The organism is Pseudoleptotrichia sp. (genome assembly GCF_057270515.1).
Genome location: NZ_DBHIXS010000013.1, coordinates 21566 through 46179 on the forward strand (window position 1 = coordinate 21566; position 24614 = coordinate 46179).

Sequence of the window (24614 nt, forward strand, 5' to 3'; positions counted from 1 at the left end):
CAATATAATTTATCTTTTTTCTAAAATCCATTTAAGTATCTCATGGAAACTTTCAAATTCCATAAATTTTATATTATTTTCTTTGCAAAAATTTATAGCTCTTGTATTTTTTCTAATAAATGAAAAATCGGCCACCTCTACTGCACGATAGTCTGATGGTCCATCTCCCACAAAAATTACTTTATATCCCTGTCTTTGAAAATTTTCTACAGCTTCTTTCTTATCCACTCCATAGTACATCTCCTTATCTAAAAAAGGATTTGTGATTTTTATTCTATTCCCGTCAAAACTTATATTATTGGAAATAATTTTATCATCATTCAGTTTTATCCCATATTTCCAAAGAGTTCCCTGAATATTCAGCTTTGTTCCTGCACTTACTATCCTGAAATTTACCCCACTATTTATAAAATCAATAAAACTCTCATCTATGTCTACTTTATCCTGTAAAGTTTTTATATATTCATCTTTTGTTATATTCAATGATTGTAATCCCGATATTACAAATTCTCTCATAGTTACATAGCCGTTTTTATACTGCTCTCTTAATTTTTTCCTGTATTCGGGATTATGAGTTTCAAGAAGTGCGTCTGTAGAATCTTTTTTACTTATAGTTATGTCAAAATCTATTAAAAATATAATTTTTTCATTTTCCATTTATTTTTCTCCAAAATTTATTCGGAATATTATTTATTCAAACCTTTTATTTTAAATATTTTACAGATTTTTCAAATAATTTATTTCTTCTTCGGTCAATGCTCTGTAATCTCCGGGTTGTAGATGTCCCAAAGTAAGCTCTCCTACTTTTACTCTTTTCAGCGAATCAACAGTATATCCCAAAATTTCAACCATTTTTCTTATTTGTCTGTTTCGACCTTCAAAAATAGCTATTCTTACTTCTTTTTTATCAAGTTTTTTTACTTTCGCAGGGGCAGTCCTTTTTCCGTCAATCACAACTCCGTGTTTCCATGCTTCTATATCCTTTTCTTCGACTTCTCTGCTTAGTTTTGCAATATAGCTTTTATATAGTTTCTTTCTCGGGTGCATCACATGATTATAGACTTCGCCGTCATTACTTATTATAATGAGTCCTTCCGTCATATAATCAAGACGACCATATGTAAAAAGACGTTTTTTAGATTTTATATAGTCTATCGCCAGTCTTCTGCCAAACCTGTCCTCATTTGAGCAGATAACTCTTTTAGGCTTATTGAGCATATAATATTCATAAACAGTATTAATCCTTATTCTTTCACCGTCTACTCTTACCACATCGTCAGGAGATATATCCATTCCCAGCGAAGCCTCTTTTTTATTTACAGTTACTCTGCCCTCTTTTATCATTTCATCGGCTTTTCTCCTTGAACATACACCCGCATCGGCTATATATTTATTCAGTCTCATTTTCTACCTCTATTTTTATTTTCTTTTCGAGCTTTTCTCTTATAAATTCAGGGTTTTCACTTTCAATATCTTCTTCCTGAATTTTATACAGCAGCTCTATTTTTTCATATTGCTCAAATCCCGGAAGTTCTTCTTTACCGTTTATATTCAAATAGCTGTAAAAATCTTCCGTTACTTCATATAGATTAGGTGTTCCAATTGTCTTTTTCTTTCCCGAAATATAAATAAGATTTTTTTCAAGCAAATTAGTCATTGTCTTTTCGACATTTACGCCCCTTATCTGCTCAATTTCCGTCTTTGTTATAGGCCCTTTATAAGCTATAATTGCAAGAGTTTCCATTGTTGAACGGGTCAGTTTTTTTATTTTCATTTCAGGATTAAAAAATCTTTTCACATCTTCTCCATAAAGAGGATTTGACACGAGCATTATTATGCCGTTTTCTATTTTTACATTTATTCCGCTTGTTTTTCTTTTTTCTTTCAGATTTGAAAGTATTTCTTCCATTTTACTCAATTCCACTTCATAAAATTTTGCAAGTTCTTCTATTGTCAGTTGCTCCTTGGAAAGAAATACTATTGTTTCAACTCTATCTTCCAAATTTTCATTAATATTCATATCTCTCCCTGAAATCAGGATACCTGATGAGATTTTGACTTAGTTCTATTTTATTAATATTCATTTGTAGGAGATATAATTACATTTTTATAGTCGTCAAAATCATCTAATATTTTAGCTATACCTTTTATAACAGCATGAATGGATTCATCGCATACCGTAACCTCAAGTTTTAGCTCATCTTCTATTTTTTCTTTCAAAATTCTTATTCCTGCTCCCCCTCCTGAAAGGTATATTCCTGTTTCATATATATCTGCCGCAACTTCAGGCTCTATCCCTTCCATTGTAAATTTTATCTCGTCAATTATCAAATCTACATTTTTATCGATAGCATTATCTATTTCAGAAGCTATAACTTTTATGCTTTTAGGAAGTCCTCTTCCAAGCTCTCTCCCTCTTATTTCAAATTCAGTATTTTTATCTTTCAAGCTTATAGTATTTACTTTTAACTCTTCGGCAGTTCTCTCACCGATCAGCATATTATGCTTTTCTTTTATATATTCCATTATATCTTCATTTAAATGGTCTCCCGCTATTTTCACAGACCTTGATGTAGCAGCTCCTCCTGAAACTATAAACGCTATTTCCGAAGTTCCTCCACCTATATCTACTATCAAATGTCCCTTAGGCTCGAAAAGGTCTATCCCTGCACCTACTGCCGCAGCTATCGGCTCCTCTACAAGATATACTTCTTTTGCTCCTGCATCTTTTACAACTTCTACGACTGCTCTTCTCTCTACTTGAGTAACTCCGCTTGGAACACATATTATTACTCTCGCACTCTGAAATTTATCTTTTCTGATTTTCTTTAAAAAATCTGCAAGCATTTTTTCAGTTATTTCATAATCAGAAATAACTCCATTTTTTAAAGGTCTTATAATTTGCGTATGTTTTGCAGTTCTTCCCATTATTTCTTTAGCTTTTGTACCGATATGTTCCACTTCATCTGTCTTTATATTTACTGCGACGTAAGTCGGTTCATCTATCAATATCCCTTCATCTTTTACATAAACAACAGTGTTTGCAGTACCTAAATCAATTCCTATATCCCTTGTCGGTTTTGTACTGAACTTAAAAAAATCAAAAAATTTCATAATTATAATCTCCTTTATTTTTTTGTTTTATTTTATTATTTTTTTAAATTTTTAATATTATTATAACTCATATTATTACGATTTACTATGATTTTACACTCTATCTTTCAGATTAATCAAGGTCGTCAATCAGCAACTGATTATCATCACTGATTATGCCGTTTTCCTTTAACTGTTCATAAATTCTCGAGGCTCTGTTAAAACCTACATTCAGTTTTCTCTGCAATAATGATATGGAAACTCTGCCTTCCTGTTTTATTACGTCTATTGCATTTTCGAAGAAAGGATCCGTATCCTTACTCTTTTCAGCTGTTTCCGTCAATATTTCTTCCTGATATACGACTTTCTTATTAGCTTTAAGTGCTGCCGTCAGTTTCATTACTTCATCATCGGAAATAAAAGCTCCCTGTATTCTTTCAAGTTTTGAAGAACCGTTTTCAAGAAGAAGCATATCCCCTTGTCCCAGCAATTTTTCAGCTCCCTGTGTATCCAGTATTGTTCTCGAATCTATCTGGGATCTCAACGCAAAGGATATCCTGCTCGGCAAGTTTGCTTTTATCATTCCCGTTATGACGTCGGTTGACGGTCTTTGAGTCGCTACAACCAAGTGTATCCCTATAGCCCTTGCTTTCTGAGCTATTCTGGCTATGGATTCTTCCACACTTCCGGCAGCTACCATCATCAGGTCTGCCAGCTCATCTATTATTATTACTATATATGGCATTTTTTCAACATATCCCAAAGAATTATATCCTACAATGTTTCTGACACCGTTTTCCATAAGCAGTCTGTATCTGTTGTCCATTTCATTGACTGCCCATCTTAATGCTATAGCAGCCTGTTGCGGGTCTATTATGACCGGTATCAGCAGATGAGGTATCCCGTTATAAGGCATCAGCTCGACCATTTTAGGGTCAACCATTATAAACCTTACTTCCTTTTCGGATTTTTTAGTTATCAATGTCGATATAAGTGTATTGACTGCCACACTTTTCCCTGAGCCTGTCTGTCCCGCTATCAGCAGATGAGGCATCTTGGCTATATCTATTATTCTATCCTGCCCGACTATGTTTTTTCCTAAAATTACGTTTAATGCTCCTTTTTCGAGTTGAGGATTTCTTATAATATTGGAAAAATGAACGGGTTCCTTTATCCTATTCGGAGTTTCTATTCCTATAGTATTTTTACCGGGAATAGGTGCTTCTATCCTTATACTTTCAGCGGCAAGGTTCATAGCAATATCATCAGTAAGGGAAGTAACTTTACTCACTTTTACGCCTTTGGGTATGGTAACCTCATATCTTGTAATAGTCGGTCCGTATTCATAGTTTACAACTTTGGCATTTATACCGAACTCTTTTAATACAGACTCTAAATGTGCTACATTTTCCACAATACTTTTTTCTATTTCTTTTTTCTTGCTCGGGTCCATTGCTTTTGATTTAAATATCTCCTCAATGGACTTTTTCAGAAGCTCTTCATACTCACCATTGTTTTCAGACAAATCTTCCGTCTTTTCTCCCGATTTGTTTCGGATTTCTTTGTTTTCCAAAATATTTTCTTCCGGTTGTTTGTCCGTTTCCTTGTTATTTTGAACAGATTTCCCTAAACTTTCAGCATTATCTGCCGTTTTATCTATATATGAATTATTCCAAATACTTTCTTCTGTATGTTTTTCATTATTATCAAATATTTTTTTATCTTCTTTTATTTTTTCTTTGCTTTCATAAGTATTTATTTTAAAATATTCATTTTCTATTTCCTGTTTTATATTTTCTTTTTCTTTGTCGGTTTTTTCCTGATTAGCCGGCTGATTTTCTTCCTTATCCTTATTTCTGTTTTTCTGATTTTCAAGTAATTCAAGCCACTCTTTTTCCTTATCTATAAGTTCGGCTTCTGAATAAGTTTCAGCTTTCTGTAAAAATCCGTCTTTGGGTTTCCTCGAAATTTCAAAACTCAATTTTTTCTTTCTTGATTCAATCAGTTTTTCGCGTAATTCTTCCCTCCGCTGTTTTTTTGAAGTTATATATTCCTGTTTCTCAGCTTGCTTTTTTGCTTTCAGTATTCTTAATTTCTTTTTATAATCTTCACTGGAATAATATTTTATAAGTCCTGCCAGAAGTTCATATAATAATATTATTATTTCTTTAAGCAATATCAATACACATATTATCATAATGACTTTCAGTATTATTCCCACTATATATAAGTGCATAAACCTGTATAACGGCATTGAAATCAATGCTCCCGCAAGTCCTCCACTTTCACGATTAAACCCTGTTTCAAGGAGCTTTCTTCCCGCTTCCGTAAAAGAATTCGGCAAAGGTGAATTTATTGTTTCTTTTATGAGTAACATTGAATTTGCTGCAAACAGTATTATCAGTGCTGCAATTTTTGACTTATGAAATTTTAATTTTATGTTTCTTGTGAAAAAATCAAATATTCCCCAGCAAGTTATTAATATACTTACGAACCATGACATCTTTCCGAACAGTAAACTGAAAAAATTCAAAAATATTGCCAAAAAGTTTTCCTGCCCTTTACTCGATACCTGAATTCCATTTTTATTTATTAAAAGATAGATTAAAAATATTCCTAAAACAAACAAAAGTATTCCTCTGATTTTCTTGTTCATTTTACAGTCCTTCCTTTTAATCCGAACATTACACTATCCTGTTACTATTTTAAAATCTGAATAAATTTTACAGACTATTCATAATATTATACATTATTTTTTCAATTTTGTCATTTCTTATTGTAATTTTTTTTACTAATATAGAATAAAATTTTATCAATATAATAAATCAGGGCATTATAAGAATAACCATAGTAATATAAATATTCTTAATAATGCCCTATATTTCAATTTTTGATAAAATTTAAAATAAGAATTTTATAATTTTATTTTTTTCTATTATTTTTCTTGTATTTACTTGGCAAAATACCGAAAAATTTTCTGAAAGCCAGCGAAAATTTGCTTGGACTGTCATATCCTATTTCATTAGCTATATCAAGTATATTTTTTTCAGCTTCTGTTTCCAATAAAGACTTGGCATAATTCATTTTTATTTTTTGTATGTATTGGAAAATAGTTACTCCCTCTATCTGTTTAAAAATATTTTGTAATTGATAATTGCTCAATCCTGTTATTTCAGATATTTCTTTTATATTAGGAATATCGGAAACCGAATGTTCGTTTATTATCTCCTTAACGTCATCTATAATTCCTCTTTCATCTATAATTATTTTCTTAGATGTAATCATTTTTGAATCAAGAATATAGGCAATAAATTCTACAACTTTTGTCTTAAAAGATATATATTCGCTTACATTGTTAATATCTATATTCCTGAACTGGTTCAACATAATCTTTATTTTGGAATTTGGCTCTATGTGGATTAAAGCATCTTCCTCAAATATTTTCAAAATTTTCTCTTTCCAGTTATACAAAACTTTATTGCTGATAGAACTTAAAAAGCTGTACTCCAGTTTATCGATATTAAAAACAAACATCATTTTCTTAAATTTTTTACTTTTGAATTTATATTTATATTTTTTGCTGTTATTTTCCCTATAAATCAGAATATTTCCTTTGTTTAAGGTATATTTCTCATTATTTTCCGAAATTATGTCAGCCTGTCCTTCTATACAATACATTATTTGGATGGTATTTTCAGTATCAGTAGGCAGGAAAACGAGTTCTTTGACACTCTCAAATACTTCCAAAATAAGAATTCTATAATCTTCATCTAAATTATATCTTTCCAACAAAGCTCTTACTGTATCTTCTTTTTTCAATTTTATATGATATTTTTCACTGTAAGCAGTTTCTTTTCCTCCAATTTCAAATATACCGTTTTCATCTCCATGATTAAGTATCTGATTTAACCTTTTTTCAAAATCTAAATGTTTTCTTTCTTTGATATTCATACATTCCTAACTTTCATTACTTATAATTTTATCTACTATTTTTTTTAATAAATTTACATATGTATTCTACTTGATATTTATTTTAATTTCTAACCCTATTTAAAAAAATAGCTAAATTTTTAAAAAAAATTTTAAATATTTGCATAATTAATCATTTTTTTATAAATAAAATACATAATTTAACTCTAAATGAAAAGAAAAAATGAATTATAAGAAATGGCGGAAGTAGAGGGACTCGAACCCACAAGACGTTTAACCGCCCACAGCTTTCCAAGCTGCTGCCCTACCATTAGGCGATACTTCCGTAAAATGTTTACGAAAATCATTATACTAAACTTATTCTTAAAAGTCAATGGTATAGTGAAACATTTTCAAAATAAATTTTTTCAACCGATAATAAAAATATGAGGACAACAGTGAGTCCTCATATTAATATAAATTTATTCTCCTATTTTTTGATACATATTCTTTTTTAATCAATCTTATATCAGATTATGCTCTTCAAGGAAAGAAGTTTCCACAAAGTGTCCTGTCTTGTATTCTGTAAGCTCGGATTTGTCAGGAATATAACCAATCTCTGATAAATCTCCTATCGGACTTCTGAGATAAGATTCTTCCATATCTATTTTTTCCCTTCTTTTTAAAGTAGGGTCAGCTATAGGAACAGCAGAAATTAATGATTTTGTATAACTGTGGACAGGATTGTTATACACTACCTCGGGAGCTCCCAGTTCCACTATTTTGCCTCTGTACATTACTGCCACTCTGTCCGATATATATTTTACCATTGATAAATCATGAGCAATAAATAATAAGGTCAGATTTCTCTGTTTCTGCAAGTCTTTCAGCAAGTTTACAACCTGTGCCTGTATTGATACATCGAGAGCTGAAATAGGCTCATCACATACAAGAACTTCAGGGTCTACAGCCAATGCTCTTGCTATTCCTATCCTCTGTCTTTGCCCTCCTGAAAACTCATGGGGAAATCTGCTCGCATGCTCCCTGTTTAATCCTACAATCTCAAGCAAACTGTAAACTCTCTCCATTCTTTCTTTTTTGGAAGACGCCAGTTTATGAATATCTATCCCTTCCGCAATAATATCTCCTACAGTCATTCTCGGATTTAATGAAGCCTGCGGATCCTGAAATATCATTTGAACTTTTTTTGTGAAATCCTTTATGCTGTATTTTTCAACAGGTTTCCCATTTAGTAGTATATCTCCGCCTGTCTTGTGATAAAGTCTGCTTACCGTTCTTCCTAAAGTTGTTTTTCCTGAACCTGATTCACCCACAAGGCTCAATATTTCTCCTTCATAAATATCCATTGTAACATTATCCACAGCTTTTAAAACCTGCTTCTGTTTCATGGGAAAATATTTTTTCAGATTTCTCATCTGCATTTTTTTTTGTCTGTTATTTGTCATTATTCAGCCTCCTCTTCATTTTTATTTCCGAAAGGAGATTTTATTTTAGGGGCTCCGTCTACATATAACCATGATTTTACAGTGTGTCCGTTTCCAAAATCAATTAGAGGAGGTTTTTTTTCATAATCTATTTTCATTGCATATTCAGACCTTGCCGCAAAAGGGTCTCCCGCAGGAGGATTTAACAAATCAGGCGGTGTCCCGGGTATGGCTTCCAGTCTTTCATTTTCTTTCATATCCAGTCTTGGCAGTGATTTTAACAGTCCCCATGTATAAGGATGTTTAGGATTTTTAAACAGTTCCTTTACAGGAGCTTCTTCCAGTTTTTCTCCTGCGTACATTACTATTACTCTGTCGGCAGTTTCAGCAACTACTCCCAAGTCATGGGTTATAAGTATTACCGCTACATTCAATTCTTTTTTCAGTTCATTTATCAAATCCAGAATTTGTGCCTGTATCGTAACATCAAGGGCTGTCGTAGGCTCATCGCATATGAGCAGGTCAGGTTCACAAGACAATGCAATGGCGATAACCGCTCTTTGTCTCATACCTCCTGAATATTCATGAGGGTATTGATAAAATCTTTCTTTCGGTTTCGGTATTCCTACTTTTCTAAGCATTTCTATAGCCTGCTTTTTTGCTTCTTCCTTACTGACTTTTTTATGTATCAAAATACCTTCCATTATCTGTTTTCCAACTCTTATAGTAGGATTTAGGGAAGTCATAGGGTCCTGAAATATCATCCCTATTTTCCCTCCTCTCAGATGTCTCATTTTTTCATCGGAAACTTTTACAAGGTCTTCCCCTTCAAATAATATTTCTCCGCTTTTTATTTCTCCCGGCGGCATAGGTATCAATTTCATAATAGTTTGGACAGTAACAGATTTTCCTGACCCTGATTCTCCGACTATTGCCAGCGTCTCTCCTTTAGCTACGGAAAAACTCACATTTCTAAGTGCTTTTACTTCTCCTGCATAAGTATTGAAAGAGACACTTAAATTTTTTACTTCCAATATTTTTTCGTTCATTTATTTTTCTCCCGATTTTATTCTTTCGATTTCATTTTTGAAATTCGATAATTTTTTATAGTTATTCTTAATTTTATAAAAAATTTTATCCATTTTTTATTATTCGTTTTTTTATATTTTGATTATATCAATTTTGACTAAATTGGATTAAAGTCATCTATGATATAATTCGTATTAAGATCTCAATTTAGGGTTCAACGCGTCGTTCATTGCATCTCCTACTATATTGAATGCCAGTGTTATCAATGAGATAACCACGGCAGGTATGATAAACAGATAAGGATACGAGTCCATATTTGTAAATCCGTCAAACACCAGATTTCCCAATGAAGCCTGTGGAATAGGCACTCCAAGACCTATAAAACTTAAAAATGCTTCCGTAAATATAATATTCGGTATGTCAGTCGTAAGTCTTATTATTATTATACTTAGTGTATTAGGAATTAAGTGTTTTAATGTTATCCAAGCAAAATTTCCTCCTAATGAACGGGAAGCAAGAACAAATTCATTTTCTTTTATTTTTAAAACTTCTCCTCTTACAAGCAGTGAATAATTCAGCCATCTTGTCAATGACATCGCTATTATAATAGTTTTTACACTATTTCCCATTACTACCATTAACAGTATAATGTAAATCATTGACGGAACTGTCATTATAACTTCGACAAATCTTGTCATCAGACTGTCTATAATTCCTCCGAAATATGCCGAAATTGCCCCATAAATTGTCCCAAAAACTACGCATATTACCGCTGTTATTATTGATAATTCCATTGAAATTCTTATTCCTTGGGAAAGTCTTGCGAACAGATCCCTTCCAAGATTATCAGTCCCAATATAGTGTCCCATTTTTATTCCTTTGAAAGGACTCAAAAATTTTTCCGACAAATTCTGATCTCTATATGAAAATTTAGTCAGACTTTGTCCGAATATAGCCAAAAATATGAATATAAACATTATTCCTAAAAATGTCATTGCCAGTTTATTTTTCTTAAATCTTCTCCAACCGTCCTGCCAGAATGTCAAACTCGGTTTGTATATTACTTCACTCTGAGCCGTATCAGGTCCTATAATTTCAAATTCCGATGCAGGAATATTTTTAATATCGTCATTGTTCAGTATGTTTTCTTCAAACTGCATTTTTTCCATTTTACGCCTCATCTCCTTTCCCGAGTTTAATTTTAGGGTCCACCATTGCATATACTATGTCCATAATTATCATCATGGCTATCAGAAATGCAGCATAAAACACAGTTATACCCAATACCATAGTGTAATCTCTGTCATTTATACTCTGTACATAATATTTACCTAATCCCGGTATTGTAAATACTTTTTCTATTACGAAAGAACCTGTCAAAACCGCAGCTATAGTAGGTCCCATTATTGTTATTATAGGTAAAATGGCATTTCTCAATGCATGTTTAAATACTATGTTTACAGGTTTTACACCTTTTGCTATAGCCAGTCTTATATAATCCTGACCCATTACTTCTATCATTTTATCTCTTAAAAGTCTCGCTATCAATGCAACCGTATAAAGCCCCAAAGCGACTACAGGCAATATTTTTTTCTCGGGAGAATCCCAGCCTGACAGACGGATTCTGAACATTTCAGGTAAAAATCCCTTTTCTATTAAAAATCCGTTGTGAATATCAACAAAATATTTCTGCATAAGTCCCGCAAGTACGAAACTCGGGACAGATATCCCTATTACTGCGACTATCATTGCCAATTTATCCTGATATTTTCCTCTCTTTAATGCTGCGACTATTCCTAAAGGTATTCCTACAAGTAATGCAAATATTATTGATCTTGCTCCCAAATCTGCGGATACCGGAAAACTGTCCCCTATAATGTCATTGACAGTTCTACCTCTTACTTTCATTGATAATCCAAGATCTCCTTTAGCGACACTTTTCAAATACTCCACATATTGTACTCCTAAAGGCTTATCCAAGTGATATTTTGCCATTAAATTTTCTTTGATTTTTGGTGGGATTGCTTTTTCACTTTGAAAAGGATCCCCGGGTAAAAGATGCAACAGGAAAAAAGTTATCGTGATTACGAGCCATAATGTAACAAACCCCATTGCTATTCTATTTACCAAAAACTTTAGTACATTTTTCATTTTTCTTCCTTTCCCTAATTATTTATATATTTTATATTATATTACAATTCGTTTCATTTTTGCAAGTTATTATAACATTATAATTCCATATATTTTTCTTATTCTTGTATATATAATTATAATTTTTTAGTATTTTCACATTGTAATATATTACTAAATTATGTATAATGAAGTCAAATAAATAAAGAAAGGAGAGATGAGATATTTTAGGATAATCTCACACAAATATTATGAATTTCAATGACTACAAATATGAAAGAGTCGATGTTGATTCGACAAAGAAACAGTTTTCGGAGCTGATTGAAAAATTCAGTCATTCTTCGAGTGTTGATGAGCAGTGTACATATATGGATAAAATCATCAAACTAAGAAATCATATAGATACAATGATTACTTTAGTTTCCATAAGACACAGTATCAATACCGAAGATGAATTTTATGACAGAGAAAATGAGTACTGTGATGAAATAAACCCTATTTTATTCGGATTTGTTACTGATTTTTATAAAGCTCTCACTAAATCCAAATTTAGAAACGAACTCGAAGAAAAATACGGAAAATTTTTATTTAATATCGCAGAATGCTCATTAAAAACATTTAATGAAAGTATTATCCCTGATTTGCAGGAAGAAAATAAACTGACGAGTAAATATGACAAATTAGTTGCAAGTGCTAAAATATTATTCGACGGAGAAGAAAAAAATCTTTCACAAATGGTTCCGTATACTCAATCCAAAGATAGAAATATAAGAAAAGATGCCGCTAAAAAAGTTGCAGAATTTTTTACGGAGTATAAAAATGAATTTGACAACATATACGATGAATTAGTAAAAGTCAGAACCGAAATAGCTAAAAAATTAGGCTTTAAAAATTTCATCGAATTAGGTTATGCAAGACTTACAAGACTTGAGTACAACTCTGAAATGGTAGCTTCCTACAGAAAACAGGTCTTGGAAAACATCGTTCCTCTCCATTCGGAATTGAGAAACAGACAGGCTAAAAGACTTGGTCTTGACAAGCTAAAATTTTATGATGAACCTATAAAGTTCAATTCAGGAAACGCGGACCCTCATGGTGAACCCGAATGGATTCTGAATCACGGTAAAACAATGTATCATGAACTTTCCAAAGAAACCGACGATTTTTTTACATTTATGACTGAAAACAATCTTTTGGATCTTCTTTCAAAAAAAGGAAAAATGAGCGGAGGTTACTGCACATATATCCCTGATTACAAAGCACCGTTTATTTTTGCAAACTTCAACGGTACTTCCCATGATGTAGATGTCCTTACTCATGAAGCAGGACACGCTTTCCAAGTCTATGAAAGTAGAAATTATGAGATACCTGAATATTTATGGCCGAGCCTTGAAGCTTGTGAAATCCATTCTATGAGCATGGAATTTTTGACATGGCCATGGATGAACTTATTCTTTGAAAATGATACTGACAAATACAAATTTACTCATCTTTCAGAAGCCCTTTTATTTATTCCTTACGGAGTTACTGTCGATGAGTTTCAGCACTGGGTATATGAAAATCCCGAAGCTACTCCCGAAGACAGAAGAAAAAAATGGCTGGAAACAGAAAAAAAATATCTGCCTACAAGAGATTATGGAGAAATTGAAGAACTGAAAGAGGGTATCTTCTGGTTCAGACAGGGACATATTTTTGGAACACCTTTTTACTATATCGACTATACACTTGCACAGGTGTGTGCTTTCCAATTCTGGATTAAATCAAATGAAAACAGGGAAAAAGCTTGGAAAGAATATTTACACTTATGCAAACTGGGAGGAAGCAAACCTTTCCTTGAACTGCTAAAAGAAGCTAATTTGAAAAATCCTTTTATAAACGGGACTATAGCTTCCGTAATTCCTAAAATAAAAGAATTTCTGGACAGCATTGACGACATGAAGATGTAAATAATATATGTAATCTTTAATACCACATTTTTATCCTTAATAATTATTTTTACGAGTTGATAATGTGAAAATTTGGATAAATTGATGTGAACTATAAATTTTAAAAATTTTGAAATAATAAATGCAAATGAATAAAAAGAGTTATTTCAAAAAGCCATAAACTTTGAAATAATAAATATAAATAAATAAGAGTTATTTCAAAAAAATGAACTGTACCTGTAATCTTGTATCCAAGATTTCGGGTACAGTTCAAAATAATTCTCCGATATAATTATTTTTATTGATTTTATATATTTTATAAAAAATAATAAAATATATAAATTTATAATCAGTATTTTTTAGCATTTTTTGACAGTTTATAAAACAGCTCTTTTATCTATTCTCATTTACCGACATTTTGTTTATCAAACTTTCATTTCTAATTTCTGAATATACCCTCTTTCTTAATTTTTTCATATACATAAGTAAAAACATTGACCTTCCGAAAGAAAATACTATAAATGAAAGCCATAATCCGTGATTTCCATATAAAGGGATAAAAGTAAAATATCCCATAAAAAATAAAACCAATGAAAAAATCATGGAATTTCTTATCGGTGCCGTATATGTTACTCCCGTGAAAACACCATAAAAAATCAGTCCTGCATTTATGACTGCCGGAAAAATCATAAGCCAAAAACTATGTGCATTTGCTATATTTATCACTTCATTGTTAGTTGTGTATAAACTGATAAGTCCTGTCCTAAATACAGTAAACACGGAGAAAAGAACGATAGCATTCATAATACATATATGAAATGACTTTCTTATTGTCCATTCCACTTTTTCTATTTTTCTTTCTCCTACTCCGTTTCCTGCAAAAACACTTGATGCGTTGGCAAATCCGTCAAAAAAATATGACATCAAATATTGTATCTGAAATAATATGGAATTTGCAGCAAGCATTATTTCTCCTTCTCTGGAAGCTTCTTCCATAAAAAGATTGGTAACCGTGAGCAGGCACACCGTTCTTATTACCAAATCTGAATTTACTCCGCCAATCTGTTTTATCGTCTGTCTGTCAAATATTTTTTTAAAGTCTATTTTTCTTATTGCACTAATTATTTTCAGCGGATTATCTTTTTTTCCTTTTAATATTATGATTATTGACAAAATAGTTGTCATAATTTGAGAAATAAGCGTAGCATAGGCTACTCCCGCCACATCCATTCCCAGACTTTCTACAAAATACAAATCGAGAATTATATTTGTTATATTTGTTACCAGCTGTAAAATGAGACATTCCCTAATCTGTCTTCTCCCCATTATCCAACCTAAAAATGTATAATTCAGAAGTACAAAAGGTGCCCCCCAAATTAATATTTTATAGTAAACTGTCATATAATGAAGTATATGATTATCGGCTTTATAGAAACGGATGGCTATCTGCAATATAACATCCTGAAATATAAAAAATAGCAATCCCATTACAACTGAAACTATAAGAGGTCTTACAAGGGCAAGGGCTTCCTCTTTTTCATCTTTCATACCGTATGCTTTTGCGGAATAACCCGATGTACTCACCCTCAAAAAACCTAAAATCCAGTATATCGTATTGAACACTGTACCTCCCAAAGCCACCCCACCTATATACACAGGGCTTTCCAGTCGCCCTACTACTGCCGTATCCACTGAATTCAATAGCGGTATTGTAAGAGTGGAAAGAGTAAATCCCATAGCCATTTTTAGATAACTGTTATTCAGTTTCCTTTTTTCCATTTTTTCCTCCATTATTTTTTTATATTATATCATCTTTTTGAAATTTACTCTCTTTAACTTTTTCTTTTTTTATTCTAATATACAGTTTTTTAATTTCGTGAAAACTAAAAAAGTATAACACTCATATATTTCTTGACATTATTTAGAAATAGAAATTATCTAAATATTTTTAATAAATAAAAAACGAGGGCAACGGTAAGCCCTCATAGATATTCGTATATCTCCATTTTATCCTATATATTTATTTAAATATTATAAGCAGCACTCCGGCAGCGACTGCCGATCCTATTACTCCCGCAACGTTAGGACCCATTGCGTGCATAAGCAGAAAGTTTCCCGGATTTTCTTCCTGTCCTACTTTCTGGACTACTCTGGCAGCCATAGGTACAGCCGATACTCCCGCTGCCCCTATCATCGGATTTACTTTTCCGCCACTTAATTTACACATTATTTTCCCGAACAGTACTCCGCCCACAGTTCCAAAAGCAAAGGCAAATAATCCTAATGCCAATATTTTCAATGTAGTAACATTAAGGAAAGTATGAGCATTAGCTGTAGCTCCTACCGTTGTTCCAAGTACTATTGTTATACAGTAAAGCATTGCACCTCTCACATGTTCGACCAAATTTCCGACCACTCCTGATTCTTTTATGAGATTTCCCAACATAAGCATTCCTATCAGAGGAGCTGCTGATGGTATAAGTAATGTTACTATTATTGTAACGGCTATAGGAAACAGAATTTTTTCATTTTTCCCTACTTCCCGTAATTGTACCATTTTTATCTGTCTTTCCTGCTTTGTTGTGAGCAGTTTTATTATAGGAGGCTGTATTATAGGCACTAATGCCATATATGAATAAGCCGCTACGGCTATAGGTCCTAACAAATCAGGTGCCAATTTTGTAGTCAGATAAATAGCTGTAGGTCCGTCAGCTCCTCCTATTATCCCTATGGAAGCAGCTTCTCTGCCCGTAAGACCGAGCATTATCGCACCTATAAACGCAAGAAATATTCCTAATTGTGCTGCCGCTCCCAATAGCAAGCTTTTAGGATTGGCAATCAGAGGACCAAAATCTGTGCTTGCCCCTATTGCCAGAAATATTAATGGCGGGTATATTCCAAGTTTCACTCCCTGATACAGATAATACAGCAGTCCTCCCGATTCCATCATACCTTCTTTAGGTATTCCCGGCAAATTCACGAGCAGCATTCCAAATGATATAGGTAATAATAAATAAGGCTCATACCCCCTTTTTATTGCCAGATATAGTAAAATTAATGCTATTATTATCATTATGAACTGCTGCCATGTCAGCATTGACAATCCTGTCGTATTGTAAAGGGTTTTCAGTAACTCCATTTTTTTCTCCTTTCACTACCTAAGATAAACTAACGAGCAATGCTCCGGTTTCCACAGTATCCCCTTTGGATACGTGTATCCCCGCTACGGTTCCGTCCACAGGAGCAACTATCGGATTTTCCATTTTCATCGCTTCAAGGACAATAAGCGTTTCTCCCGCCTTGACTTTTTGCCCTGAGGATACATCTATACTTACTACAAGACCCTGCATGGGTGCTTCCACTTTTACAGTTCCTTCAGTTGCTGCGGGTTTTGGAGAATTTTCTTCCTTTACTTCTTTACTCTTAGGTGCTTCGGTTTCTATTTTCCCTTCTTTTTCACTTACTGCTTCCAGTTCAACTTCATAAACTTTTTCTCCAATTTTTATTTTATATACTTTTATCATAATTCTCTCCCTATAAATATATTTACGTTTTTCAGGTAACGCATAATCCTTTTCGGAGCATAAAGGTAATAATACAAACCTTTATAAATCTGATTAATCTTTAATCCTAATTAATTTCTTTTATTGATTTTACTCTTATATAGGCATTTTCAGTTTCTCCTGCCGCATCGATTACTGCTGCCGTAACAGCTGCAAGCATTCTGTCATCTTTTATATCTTCGGGTTTTATTTTCTTATTTTCAGCCAAGGAAATCGAAGAATTATTTAAAACAGGCTTATTGATATTTTTTTTATTTTCCGTTTTTTCCTTTTCAACCGGTAAATATTTTAAAAGCGACAATATGGACGAAATCAGGATTAATACTAAAAACACTATTGCCATACTCACTATTGTTATCCATAGTGAATCTCCGAATGTTATGGGAGAATTTCCATACAGTATTCTCATATATTTTCATATGATAGAGTATCCGAAAAATATAAAGAAAACTCTATTCATATCTCTCCTTTCCTAAAATATGACATTTATAGTCTGTACTTTTATTTTTTCCTGAGGATTGTTTCTTTTTTCAAAATATGTTCGGGCTACTTGAGGGAACATAGCGTAAGTCAATATATCCTCTTCACTTCGCACTAAATCTCCCGCCTCTTTTTTTATTTCCTCATATTCATTATTTAAAAGGTCGGCAGGACGCCCTGTAAACACTTCCTCATCTCCTATTATTTTCTTTTTCATTTCATCCGAAATAGGTACAGGAGACTTTCCATATAGCCCTTTTACATAATCTTTTATTTCTTTAGGTATCATTTTGTATCTTTCACCCGTCAATACATTAAATACTGCCTGAGTCCCTATCATCTGGCTCATAGGCGTTACTAACGGAGGATAACCCAAGTCGGCTCTTACTTTCGGTATTTCTTTCAGTACATCTTCATATTTATCCTCAGCTTTCTGTGCTTTCAGCTGGGAAAGCATATTTGAGAGCATTCCTCCCGGAAGCTGATATTCCACTATATTAGGCTCTGTAAATAATGCCTGCGGATTTAATGTTCCTTTTTCAAGATATTTTTTTCTTATCGGTTTGAAATATTCGGCTATCTCTTTCAACAAATCAAGGTTAATCCCTGTATCGTATTCCGTCCCTGCCAAAGTTCTCACAAGCGACTCCGTAGTCGGCTGGGAAGTCCCTCCTGATAATGGAGAAATTGCGGTATCTACTATATCCACTCCCGCTTCTATGGACTTCAGGTTTGTCATTGCACCAAGTCCCGCAGTATTATGAGTATGCACTTCTATCGGAACATTTACTACTTTTTTCAGTTCTTTTACAAGCTCATATGCCCTGTAAGGGAGCAATATCCCCGCCATATCTTTTATAGCTATGGAGTCAGCTCCCATTTCCTGCATTTCCATTGCAAGGTTTTTATAATATTCCACTGTATGTACGGGGCTTATAGTGTAGCATATCCCCAGTTGACTGTGTCCTCCGTATCTTTTTGTACTTTCGGACGCCTGTCTTATATTTCTGACATCATTCAGAGCGTCGAATATTCTTATTATATCTATACCGTTTTTTATGGACTTCTCTACAAATTTATCTACTATATCGTCGGCATAATGTCTATATCCCAATAAGTTCTGCCCTCTCAGGAGCATCTGTAATTTAGTATTTTTGGCTCTTTTTCTTATTTCTCTCAATCTTTCCCACGGGTCTTCATTTAAAAATCTTATCGCCGAATCAAAAGTAGCTCCGCCCCATACTTCGAGGGCATAATATCCTGCCCTATCCATTTTTTCTACTATGGGAAGCATTTCCTCCGTTGTGAGCCTTGTCGCCATTAATGACTGATGACCGTCTCTTAACGATGTCTCTGTTATTTTCACTTTGCTCAATGTTTCTTCCTCCTTTATACTCGTATGAACTGTCTTAATCTATCTTTTTATAAATTTACTGCCTTTCCGATTTTTCCGAGCTATTTCCAAATTTAAGCCTTAGGTCCTGCATTTACTATGTTTTCAGGCATATTCGGATATTTGTTTTGGAAGTTTTCTTCAAACATCTTAGCCAATTTTTTCGCATAGATTTCATATTCTTCCTTATTTTTCCATGTATCGGCAGGGTTCATAATTTCACTTGGAACTTCAGGACAGAATTGAGGAACGTCTACATTGAAAATATTATCATGTTTATATTCCACATTGTCGAGTTCACCATTTAATGCGGCAGTTACCATAGCTCTTGTATACTTAAGGTTCATACGTTTGCCTATGCCGTAAGGTCCTCCCGACCAGCCTGTATTAATGAGATATACTTTAGTATTGTATTTTTCAATTTTTTCTCCGAGCATTTTTGCATAAACTGACGGATCCATAGGCATAAACGGCTCTCCGAAACAAGTCGAGAAAGTAGGTTGAGGTTCCGTAACTCCACGTTCGGTTCCTGCGAGTTTGGAAGTAAATCCTGTTATAAAATGATACATTGCCGCATCCTGATTTAGTTTGGAAATAGGAGGCAGCACACCGAAAGCATCTGCCGTAAGGAATATCACCACTGACGGTATTCCACCCACTCCCGGTATCTGTGCATTTTCTATGTAGTGTATCGGATATCCGACACGAGTATTTTCAGTAAGGCTTCTGTCAAAAAAATCCAGCTCCCTCGTATCAGGGTTCATCACAACATTTTCGACAAGACTTCCAAATTTTATCGCGTGAAATATTTCAGGCTCATTTTTTTCTTTCAAGTCTATACATTTTGCATAGCATCCCCCTTCAAAGTTGAAAACTCCATGATTTGACCAGCCATGTTCATCATCTCCTATGAGCTTTCTGTTAGGATCTGTGGACAATGTAGTTTTCCCTGTTCCCGACAGTCCAAAGAAAATAGCCGTTTTTCCTGTTACAGGGTCTATATTTGCAGAACAGTGCATAGGAAGCACGTCTATTTTCGGCATCAGATAGTTCATTACACAAAATACACTTTTCTTAATTTCTCCTGAATATCTGGACCCACATATAATTCCTATTTTAGCTTCATAGTCGATAATAATGGCGGCTTCCGAATGAGTACCGTCTACTTTGGGATTGCATTTAAAGCCGGGTGCCGCAATAATCGTAAAATCGGCAGTATGGTAATTAGCAAGTTCTTCGGCATTAGGTCTTATTAATAACTGATGTATAAATAAATTCTGACTGGCAAGCTCGTTTACAATTCTAAATTTTCTTCGGCATACAGGATCCGCTCCTGCTATTCCGTCAAAGATAAAGATTTCCCTGTTTTGGAGATAAGATACGAGTTTCCCGTAAATAGCGTTAAATTTTTCTTTTTCAATGGGTCTGTTCACTTTACCCCATGCAATGGAGTCATGAATGCCCGGAGTATCAACGATATATTTATCTTCAGGAGAACGTCCTGTATACTTCCCTGTCGTTACTACTAAAGCTCCCGTTTTTGATAATTTTCCTTCTTCTCTTCTAAGAGCTATTTCACTCAGTTCAGTCGATGAAAGATTTCTGTACACCTTGCCGGTATTGATTATTCCTAATTTTTCAAGTCCGTAAGTCTTCATGTTATTACCTCCGCTTTAAAATATTTTAAAATTATTATTTATAAATAAATTTTTTTATCTCTTTATTTCTATAATAACTATATTTGCAATATTTATTTTCAGGCATCAGGTTATGTATTCTTTCGTCTTTATAGCTATCCTGTAGCAGCTTTACCGTTTATATAATTATACTATCATTTTCTTAAAAAGCAAATTTTAATATGATTTTTTATTGAATTTTTTATTATTATAATATAAAATTATAATATAAAGACAAGAAATGAAAAACAGGAAAGCAGGAAAAATATGAAAATTTATAAATTTGATACTCTCAATTCCACAAACGAATTTATGAAAAATAATGCCAAATCATTTGAAAAATTTGACATTGTAATTACCAAAATGCAGACTGAGGGGAAATCACGGAGAGGAAACACATGGTTCTCCGACGAGGGCATGGCTCTTTTTACTTTTCTCGTAAAAAAAGAAGAAAAACTTGATGATATAGAATATTTGAAGCTTCCTCTACTCGCGGGACTTGCCGTTATAAAAGGACTGGAAAAATTTAAAAAGTTGAACTATATGTTTAAATGGACTAATGATATTTACTTATCGGAAAAAAAATTGTGCGGTATTCTCGTCGAAAGAGTTCAGGACAATTTTTTTATCGGAATAGGTATAAATATTAATAACATTATACCTACAGAACTTGAAAATACTGCCATATCCCTTTCAGAAATCACAGGTGAAAAATATGATACAACTGATATAGCAGTTTCAATTACAAAGGAATTCCAAAATCTGTATAATAATTTTATTAACGGTTTTTGGAAGAAAATACTTTCTGAAATTAATTCGAGAAATTACTTAAAAAACAAAAAAATCAGTATAAAGACAGGGAAAAACCTTAAGACTGGAATAGCACAGGATATAAATGATAACGGAGAAATAGAAATTTTAGTCGATGATGAGCTTCAATCTTTTTCTTTCGGAGAAATATTAAATGAAAAGATTTTTATTGAAAAATAATCTTTGCCTTTAATCTCCTTATTACTATTTATGATGTTATTCTATGTTCCGCTAATGCCCTTTCACTGTCATAATGATATATTTATTTGTTTTTTATTTATGTTACAGTTATTTACATCACAAAGAAGATTGTTTCATAAGTCAGAAATAATTTTCAAAACATAAATATAATATATTTTAAAATTTTAATAATCATTATTTTCATTAATTTTATAAAAATAATAAATATATATAATCTATGATTAGAGTATTTTTTTCATTTTATGAAACAACCTCTTTTTTATTTTCCTATTACACTTAATTATATTCATTTTAAATTATTAGACTTTAAACTATTGAGGTATTTTTTCAATTTTAAACAACCCAAAATCAACACTCCGTAATATGTAAAAACGGTAACTATATTTATTTTAAAAGGGATTTCAATCTGCAAAAGAGGAAGCTTACTTCCTGAATAAATAAAGCCCTCAAAAGCACCGTAAATTATTTTTATGGATAATATAAAAACAGGATTAATTATTTTTATACGGAGAATATTAAGTAAAGTTATCCCGAAGAGGAACTCTATTAACACCGTTCCTACAGGCACTCCTACTACATTGAGTAAAAAAGAAAAAAGAGGAAATTTATCAAAATAATATAAAAATAGCGGAATACTTGTTATCTGTATTACCAGACTCAAAATTATAAGTTTAATAATATCCTTTTTTATACCGTCTTTCATTCGGAAAAAATATTTTTCTTCAAATATTTTTTCAAAAATAGGATAAATAAATATTATTGCAATAACTGCGGCATAAGACAGCTGCAATGATATATCAAACAGGGAATAAGGATTTAAAATCAATATTATAATCATTGAAATCACAAGGGATTTTTTACTGTCCTCCCGTTCAAACATTATTCTTGCCAGTATCATTATTGCTCCCATTATATATGCCCTCAATATTCCCGCAGACATTCCCGTAATAGTGCAGTAAAACGTAAGGATTACGAGAGAGAGTATATATTTTATCCTATAACCGACATATATCCTGTCAAGCATTTTCACAATCCCGATTATCACAAGGCTTATATGTGAACCTGATATCACTACGAGATGTGCCAGTCCCGTATATTTAAATTTATCGTTCATATCTTTGGAAATATCCGACTTTTCTCCTAATATTGCAGCCTTGGAAAAGGCATATAGATTGTCTTCCGTCATAAACAGCTCATCAAATATATTTAAAATATATCTTCGTACGCCGTTCAATCCTGATTCCTTATATCCTAAAATTTTTCCCTCGAGAATTATAAACCCGTTCTTTTCTCTTGAGTTTTTTATTTTAAATTTTATGAGATAAAAACCGTAACTCATATTTTTACTATTTTTTATCGTTATTTGTTTCCCTGTGTATTTATTATTTATTTTCAAGACTGCTCCATTTTTCCCGTCCATTTTTACATACAGAGTCTGTATTCCCTCTAATTTCCCTTTATATGTAACAAAATTTACATAAAAAACACCCAGTATTATGAGCATTCCTATCCATAGCACTGTCGAAATATCTTTCATTTCCTCAATCAATCTTTTTTCCCCCGTTTTATTTCCCATTTTAAAGTTCCTCTTCCCATAAATTTGATTTTGTATAGTCGCTGTCTATATCTATGGGGGTCTTTGCCCTGTAAATGCTTATTATCGGATATTTAGCCGCATTTATGGTATTTGTGGATATTCTGAAATATATTTTCTTTCCTTTTTTATCCAGTAAATAAATAGAAAATCCTTTTTCAAAATTTCCCTCATTAGTTGTTTTTCTTTTAAAATCAGCATTCTTATCATTGTTATTTGTCATATAGGATATGTTTTTTGAGATTTCAAGTTTTCCGATTATATCTTCTTTTCCGTTTTCTTTATCCACGAAATATGCGATATTTTCAGATATTCTAAAATCCAGTATATACTCTTTTTTGTTATACTGGGCATATTGCTGAATTTTTCTTATAAACTGACTTATATTTCTTTTTTGAATGGTAAATTCCTGTTTTTGCCTCTGATTTTGCAAAATATTAAAAACAATCGTAAACAGAATTGTAATAATTGATATGTAGACTAAAACTTCAACGAGTGTAAACCCGCTATTTTTTTCTTTTTTCATTTTTAACCCCCCGATTTCATTTGAAAAAATTTACTGATTTAAAACACTCGTTCACTAAGAAAAAGTCAAAAACTCGCCTATGGCTCAAACAGATGACTTTTTCTAAGTTCACTTCCTGTTTTAAATTGAAAATTTTTAAATAATTCATAATTATGTTTTTTGCATATTTTATGATATTAAACTTTTTCTATATTAATTTATATAACCACAAACCTGAACTTCCCCCTTAGAATTATAAGTACATTCATATCCTCTTCTTTTAGCTTCACTCCCATCAAGATAAGAGCAACTTAAAATTGTAGATATCAATATAACTAACATAATTATTTTTTTCATATAATATCATCTCCATTATCATAATTTTTTATACTCAATTAATCCCCTTTATTTAATGATTATTAAGTTTTCTTACGAAAATCTTTGATTATATTGCCTATATCTTCAAAACTATTATATTGTTGTTCTAAAATTCTATTAGGATTGTTTCTGTTCAGATTTTCAAGATTATTTACATACGTATTTATTACATTATTTATATAACTATTTCCTTGAACTTCCACTTCTGGATTATATAAAGATTTTCTATAATTATTTCCATTTTTATCAACTGCATTTCCGTCTCCATAGTAGGCATTTCCTTTTGTTGCTTCATTCATTGAACCTGTCTCTGAGTTTAAAATGGGTTCTGCCGTTAACTGACTTACTAAACTTTTTAATCCTGCTTTAAACAAATCTCCTCCTGCTTTCCCAATTTGTTCAGCTCTCATTACATTATACGGATAATCATTATTTTTCAGTGAACTTTTAGTTTTATCTGCTAATTCTGTGATATTTTTTAAA

Annotated in this window: 22 protein-coding genes and 1 tRNA gene; 2 read left to right on the forward strand and 21 right to left on the reverse strand. The window is 32.4% G+C overall.

Annotated elements, in window-relative coordinates; all coding sequences use genetic code 11:
- Window positions 1–9: 9 nt before the first annotated feature.
- The 11 genes from ACO5J6_RS08630 to ACO5J6_RS08680 all read right to left on the reverse strand — a co-directional run bounded on the left by ACO5J6_RS08630 (window position 10) and on the right by ACO5J6_RS08680 (window position 11627).
- Complete coding sequence (locus tag ACO5J6_RS08630; RefSeq protein ID WP_485643441.1) at window positions 10–657, reverse strand: MtnX-like HAD-IB family phosphatase; 648 nt, start codon at window positions 655–657, stop codon at window positions 10–12.
- A 60-nt stretch (window positions 658–717) separates the two neighbouring features.
- The gene (locus ACO5J6_RS08635; protein ID WP_485643442.1) at window positions 718–1404 is read right to left on the reverse strand and encodes a pseudouridine synthase; all 687 of its coding nucleotides are present in this window, start codon (window positions 1402–1404) and stop codon (window positions 718–720) included.
- Window positions 1391–2020 carry an SMC-Scp complex subunit ScpB gene (scpB, locus tag ACO5J6_RS08640; RefSeq protein ID WP_485643443.1) on the reverse strand — a complete coding sequence of 210 codons (630 nt, stop codon included), beginning with the start codon at window positions 2018–2020 and terminating at the stop codon, window positions 1391–1393. The genes ACO5J6_RS08635 and scpB overlap by 14 nt, the downstream gene beginning before the upstream one ends.
- Before the next feature lie 53 nt (window positions 2021–2073).
- A complete protein-coding gene (mreB, locus tag ACO5J6_RS08645; RefSeq protein ID WP_485643444.1) occupies window positions 2074–3114 on the reverse strand; it encodes a rod shape-determining protein MreB in 1041 nt (346 codons plus the stop codon).
- 112 nt (window positions 3115–3226) lie between these two features.
- Entirely contained in the window at window positions 3227–5749 is a 2523-nt protein-coding gene (locus tag ACO5J6_RS08650) for a DNA translocase FtsK (RefSeq protein WP_485643445.1), read from the reverse strand.
- Between the two features lie 266 nt (window positions 5750–6015).
- The gene (locus ACO5J6_RS08655) at window positions 6016–7044 is read right to left on the reverse strand and encodes a helix-turn-helix domain-containing protein (RefSeq protein WP_485643446.1); all 1029 of its coding nucleotides are present in this window, start codon (window positions 7042–7044) and stop codon (window positions 6016–6018) included.
- A 217-nt stretch (window positions 7045–7261) separates the two neighbouring features.
- A tRNA-Ser gene (locus tag ACO5J6_RS08660) sits at window positions 7262–7348 on the reverse strand.
- 178 nt (window positions 7349–7526) lie between these two features.
- Window positions 7527–8468 (reverse strand): ABC transporter ATP-binding protein, encoded by a 942-nt coding sequence (locus tag ACO5J6_RS08665; RefSeq protein ID WP_485643447.1) that lies wholly within the window; start codon window positions 8466–8468, stop codon window positions 7527–7529.
- Window positions 8468–9496: an ABC transporter ATP-binding protein gene (locus tag ACO5J6_RS08670; protein ID WP_485643449.1), complete on the reverse strand. Its 1029-nt coding sequence runs from the start codon at window positions 9494–9496 to the stop codon at window positions 8468–8470. The genes ACO5J6_RS08665 and ACO5J6_RS08670 overlap by 1 nt, the downstream gene beginning before the upstream one ends.
- 174 nt (window positions 9497–9670) lie before the next feature.
- Complete coding sequence (locus ACO5J6_RS08675; RefSeq protein WP_485643464.1) at window positions 9671–10636, reverse strand: ABC transporter permease; 966 nt, start codon at window positions 10634–10636, stop codon at window positions 9671–9673.
- 10 nt (window positions 10637–10646) lie between these two features.
- Window positions 10647–11627, reverse strand: a complete 981-nt coding sequence (locus tag ACO5J6_RS08680) for an ABC transporter permease (RefSeq protein ID WP_485643451.1) — start codon at window positions 11625–11627, stop codon at window positions 10647–10649.
- Between the two features lie 230 nt (window positions 11628–11857).
- Between ACO5J6_RS08680 and ACO5J6_RS08685 the strand changes: the two genes are divergently transcribed.
- Window positions 11858–13552: a M3 family oligoendopeptidase gene (locus ACO5J6_RS08685; RefSeq protein WP_485643452.1), complete on the forward strand. Its 1695-nt coding sequence runs from the start codon at window positions 11858–11860 to the stop codon at window positions 13550–13552.
- A gap of 372 nt (window positions 13553–13924) precedes the next feature.
- Here ACO5J6_RS08685 and ACO5J6_RS08690 read toward each other — a convergent pair whose 3' ends face one another.
- The 6 genes from ACO5J6_RS08690 to pckA all read right to left on the reverse strand — a co-directional run bounded on the left by ACO5J6_RS08690 (window position 13925) and on the right by pckA (window position 20625).
- A complete protein-coding gene (locus tag ACO5J6_RS08690; protein ID WP_485643453.1) occupies window positions 13925–15310 on the reverse strand; it encodes an MATE family efflux transporter in 1386 nt (461 codons plus the stop codon).
- Between the two features lie 241 nt (window positions 15311–15551).
- Window positions 15552–16670 carry a sodium ion-translocating decarboxylase subunit beta gene (locus ACO5J6_RS08695; RefSeq protein WP_485643454.1) on the reverse strand — a complete coding sequence of 373 codons (1119 nt, stop codon included), beginning with the start codon at window positions 16668–16670 and terminating at the stop codon, window positions 15552–15554.
- A 19-nt stretch (window positions 16671–16689) separates the two neighbouring features.
- Window positions 16690–17055 carry a biotin/lipoyl-containing protein gene (locus tag ACO5J6_RS08700; RefSeq protein ID WP_485643455.1) on the reverse strand — a complete coding sequence of 122 codons (366 nt, stop codon included), beginning with the start codon at window positions 17053–17055 and terminating at the stop codon, window positions 16690–16692.
- 106 nt (window positions 17056–17161) lie between these two features.
- The gene (locus ACO5J6_RS08705; RefSeq protein WP_485643456.1) at window positions 17162–17503 is read right to left on the reverse strand and encodes an OadG family transporter subunit; all 342 of its coding nucleotides are present in this window, start codon (window positions 17501–17503) and stop codon (window positions 17162–17164) included.
- A 63-nt stretch (window positions 17504–17566) separates the two neighbouring features.
- Window positions 17567–18949 carry an oxaloacetate decarboxylase subunit alpha gene (locus ACO5J6_RS08710; protein WP_485643457.1) on the reverse strand — a complete coding sequence of 461 codons (1383 nt, stop codon included), beginning with the start codon at window positions 18947–18949 and terminating at the stop codon, window positions 17567–17569.
- A gap of 92 nt (window positions 18950–19041) precedes the next feature.
- Window positions 19042–20625 carry a phosphoenolpyruvate carboxykinase (ATP) gene (gene pckA, locus ACO5J6_RS08715; RefSeq protein WP_485643458.1) on the reverse strand — a complete coding sequence of 528 codons (1584 nt, stop codon included), beginning with the start codon at window positions 20623–20625 and terminating at the stop codon, window positions 19042–19044.
- A gap of 285 nt (window positions 20626–20910) precedes the next feature.
- Here pckA and ACO5J6_RS08720 point away from each other — a divergent pair, with 285 nt between their 5' ends.
- Window positions 20911–21633 (forward strand): biotin--[acetyl-CoA-carboxylase] ligase, encoded by a 723-nt coding sequence (locus ACO5J6_RS08720; protein ID WP_485643459.1) that lies wholly within the window; start codon window positions 20911–20913, stop codon window positions 21631–21633.
- Window positions 21634–21940: 307 nt separating this feature from the next.
- On the opposite strand, the gene ACO5J6_RS08725 is transcribed toward ACO5J6_RS08720, so the two are convergent.
- The 4 genes from ACO5J6_RS08725 to ACO5J6_RS08740 form a co-directional block, all read right to left on the reverse strand.
- Window positions 21941–23230: a ComEC/Rec2 family competence protein gene (locus ACO5J6_RS08725; protein WP_485643460.1), complete on the reverse strand. Its 1290-nt coding sequence runs from the start codon at window positions 23228–23230 to the stop codon at window positions 21941–21943.
- A gap of 1 nt (window position 23231) precedes the next feature.
- Window positions 23232–23774 (reverse strand): type II secretion system protein, encoded by a 543-nt coding sequence (locus tag ACO5J6_RS08730; protein ID WP_485643461.1) that lies wholly within the window; start codon window positions 23772–23774, stop codon window positions 23232–23234.
- Between the two features lie 192 nt (window positions 23775–23966).
- Complete coding sequence (locus tag ACO5J6_RS08735) at window positions 23967–24110, reverse strand: hypothetical protein (RefSeq protein WP_485643462.1); 144 nt, start codon at window positions 24108–24110, stop codon at window positions 23967–23969.
- A gap of 62 nt (window positions 24111–24172) precedes the next feature.
- On the reverse strand, window positions 24173–24614 hold a 442-nt coding region (locus ACO5J6_RS08740), incomplete at its 5' end, for a hypothetical protein (protein ID WP_485643463.1).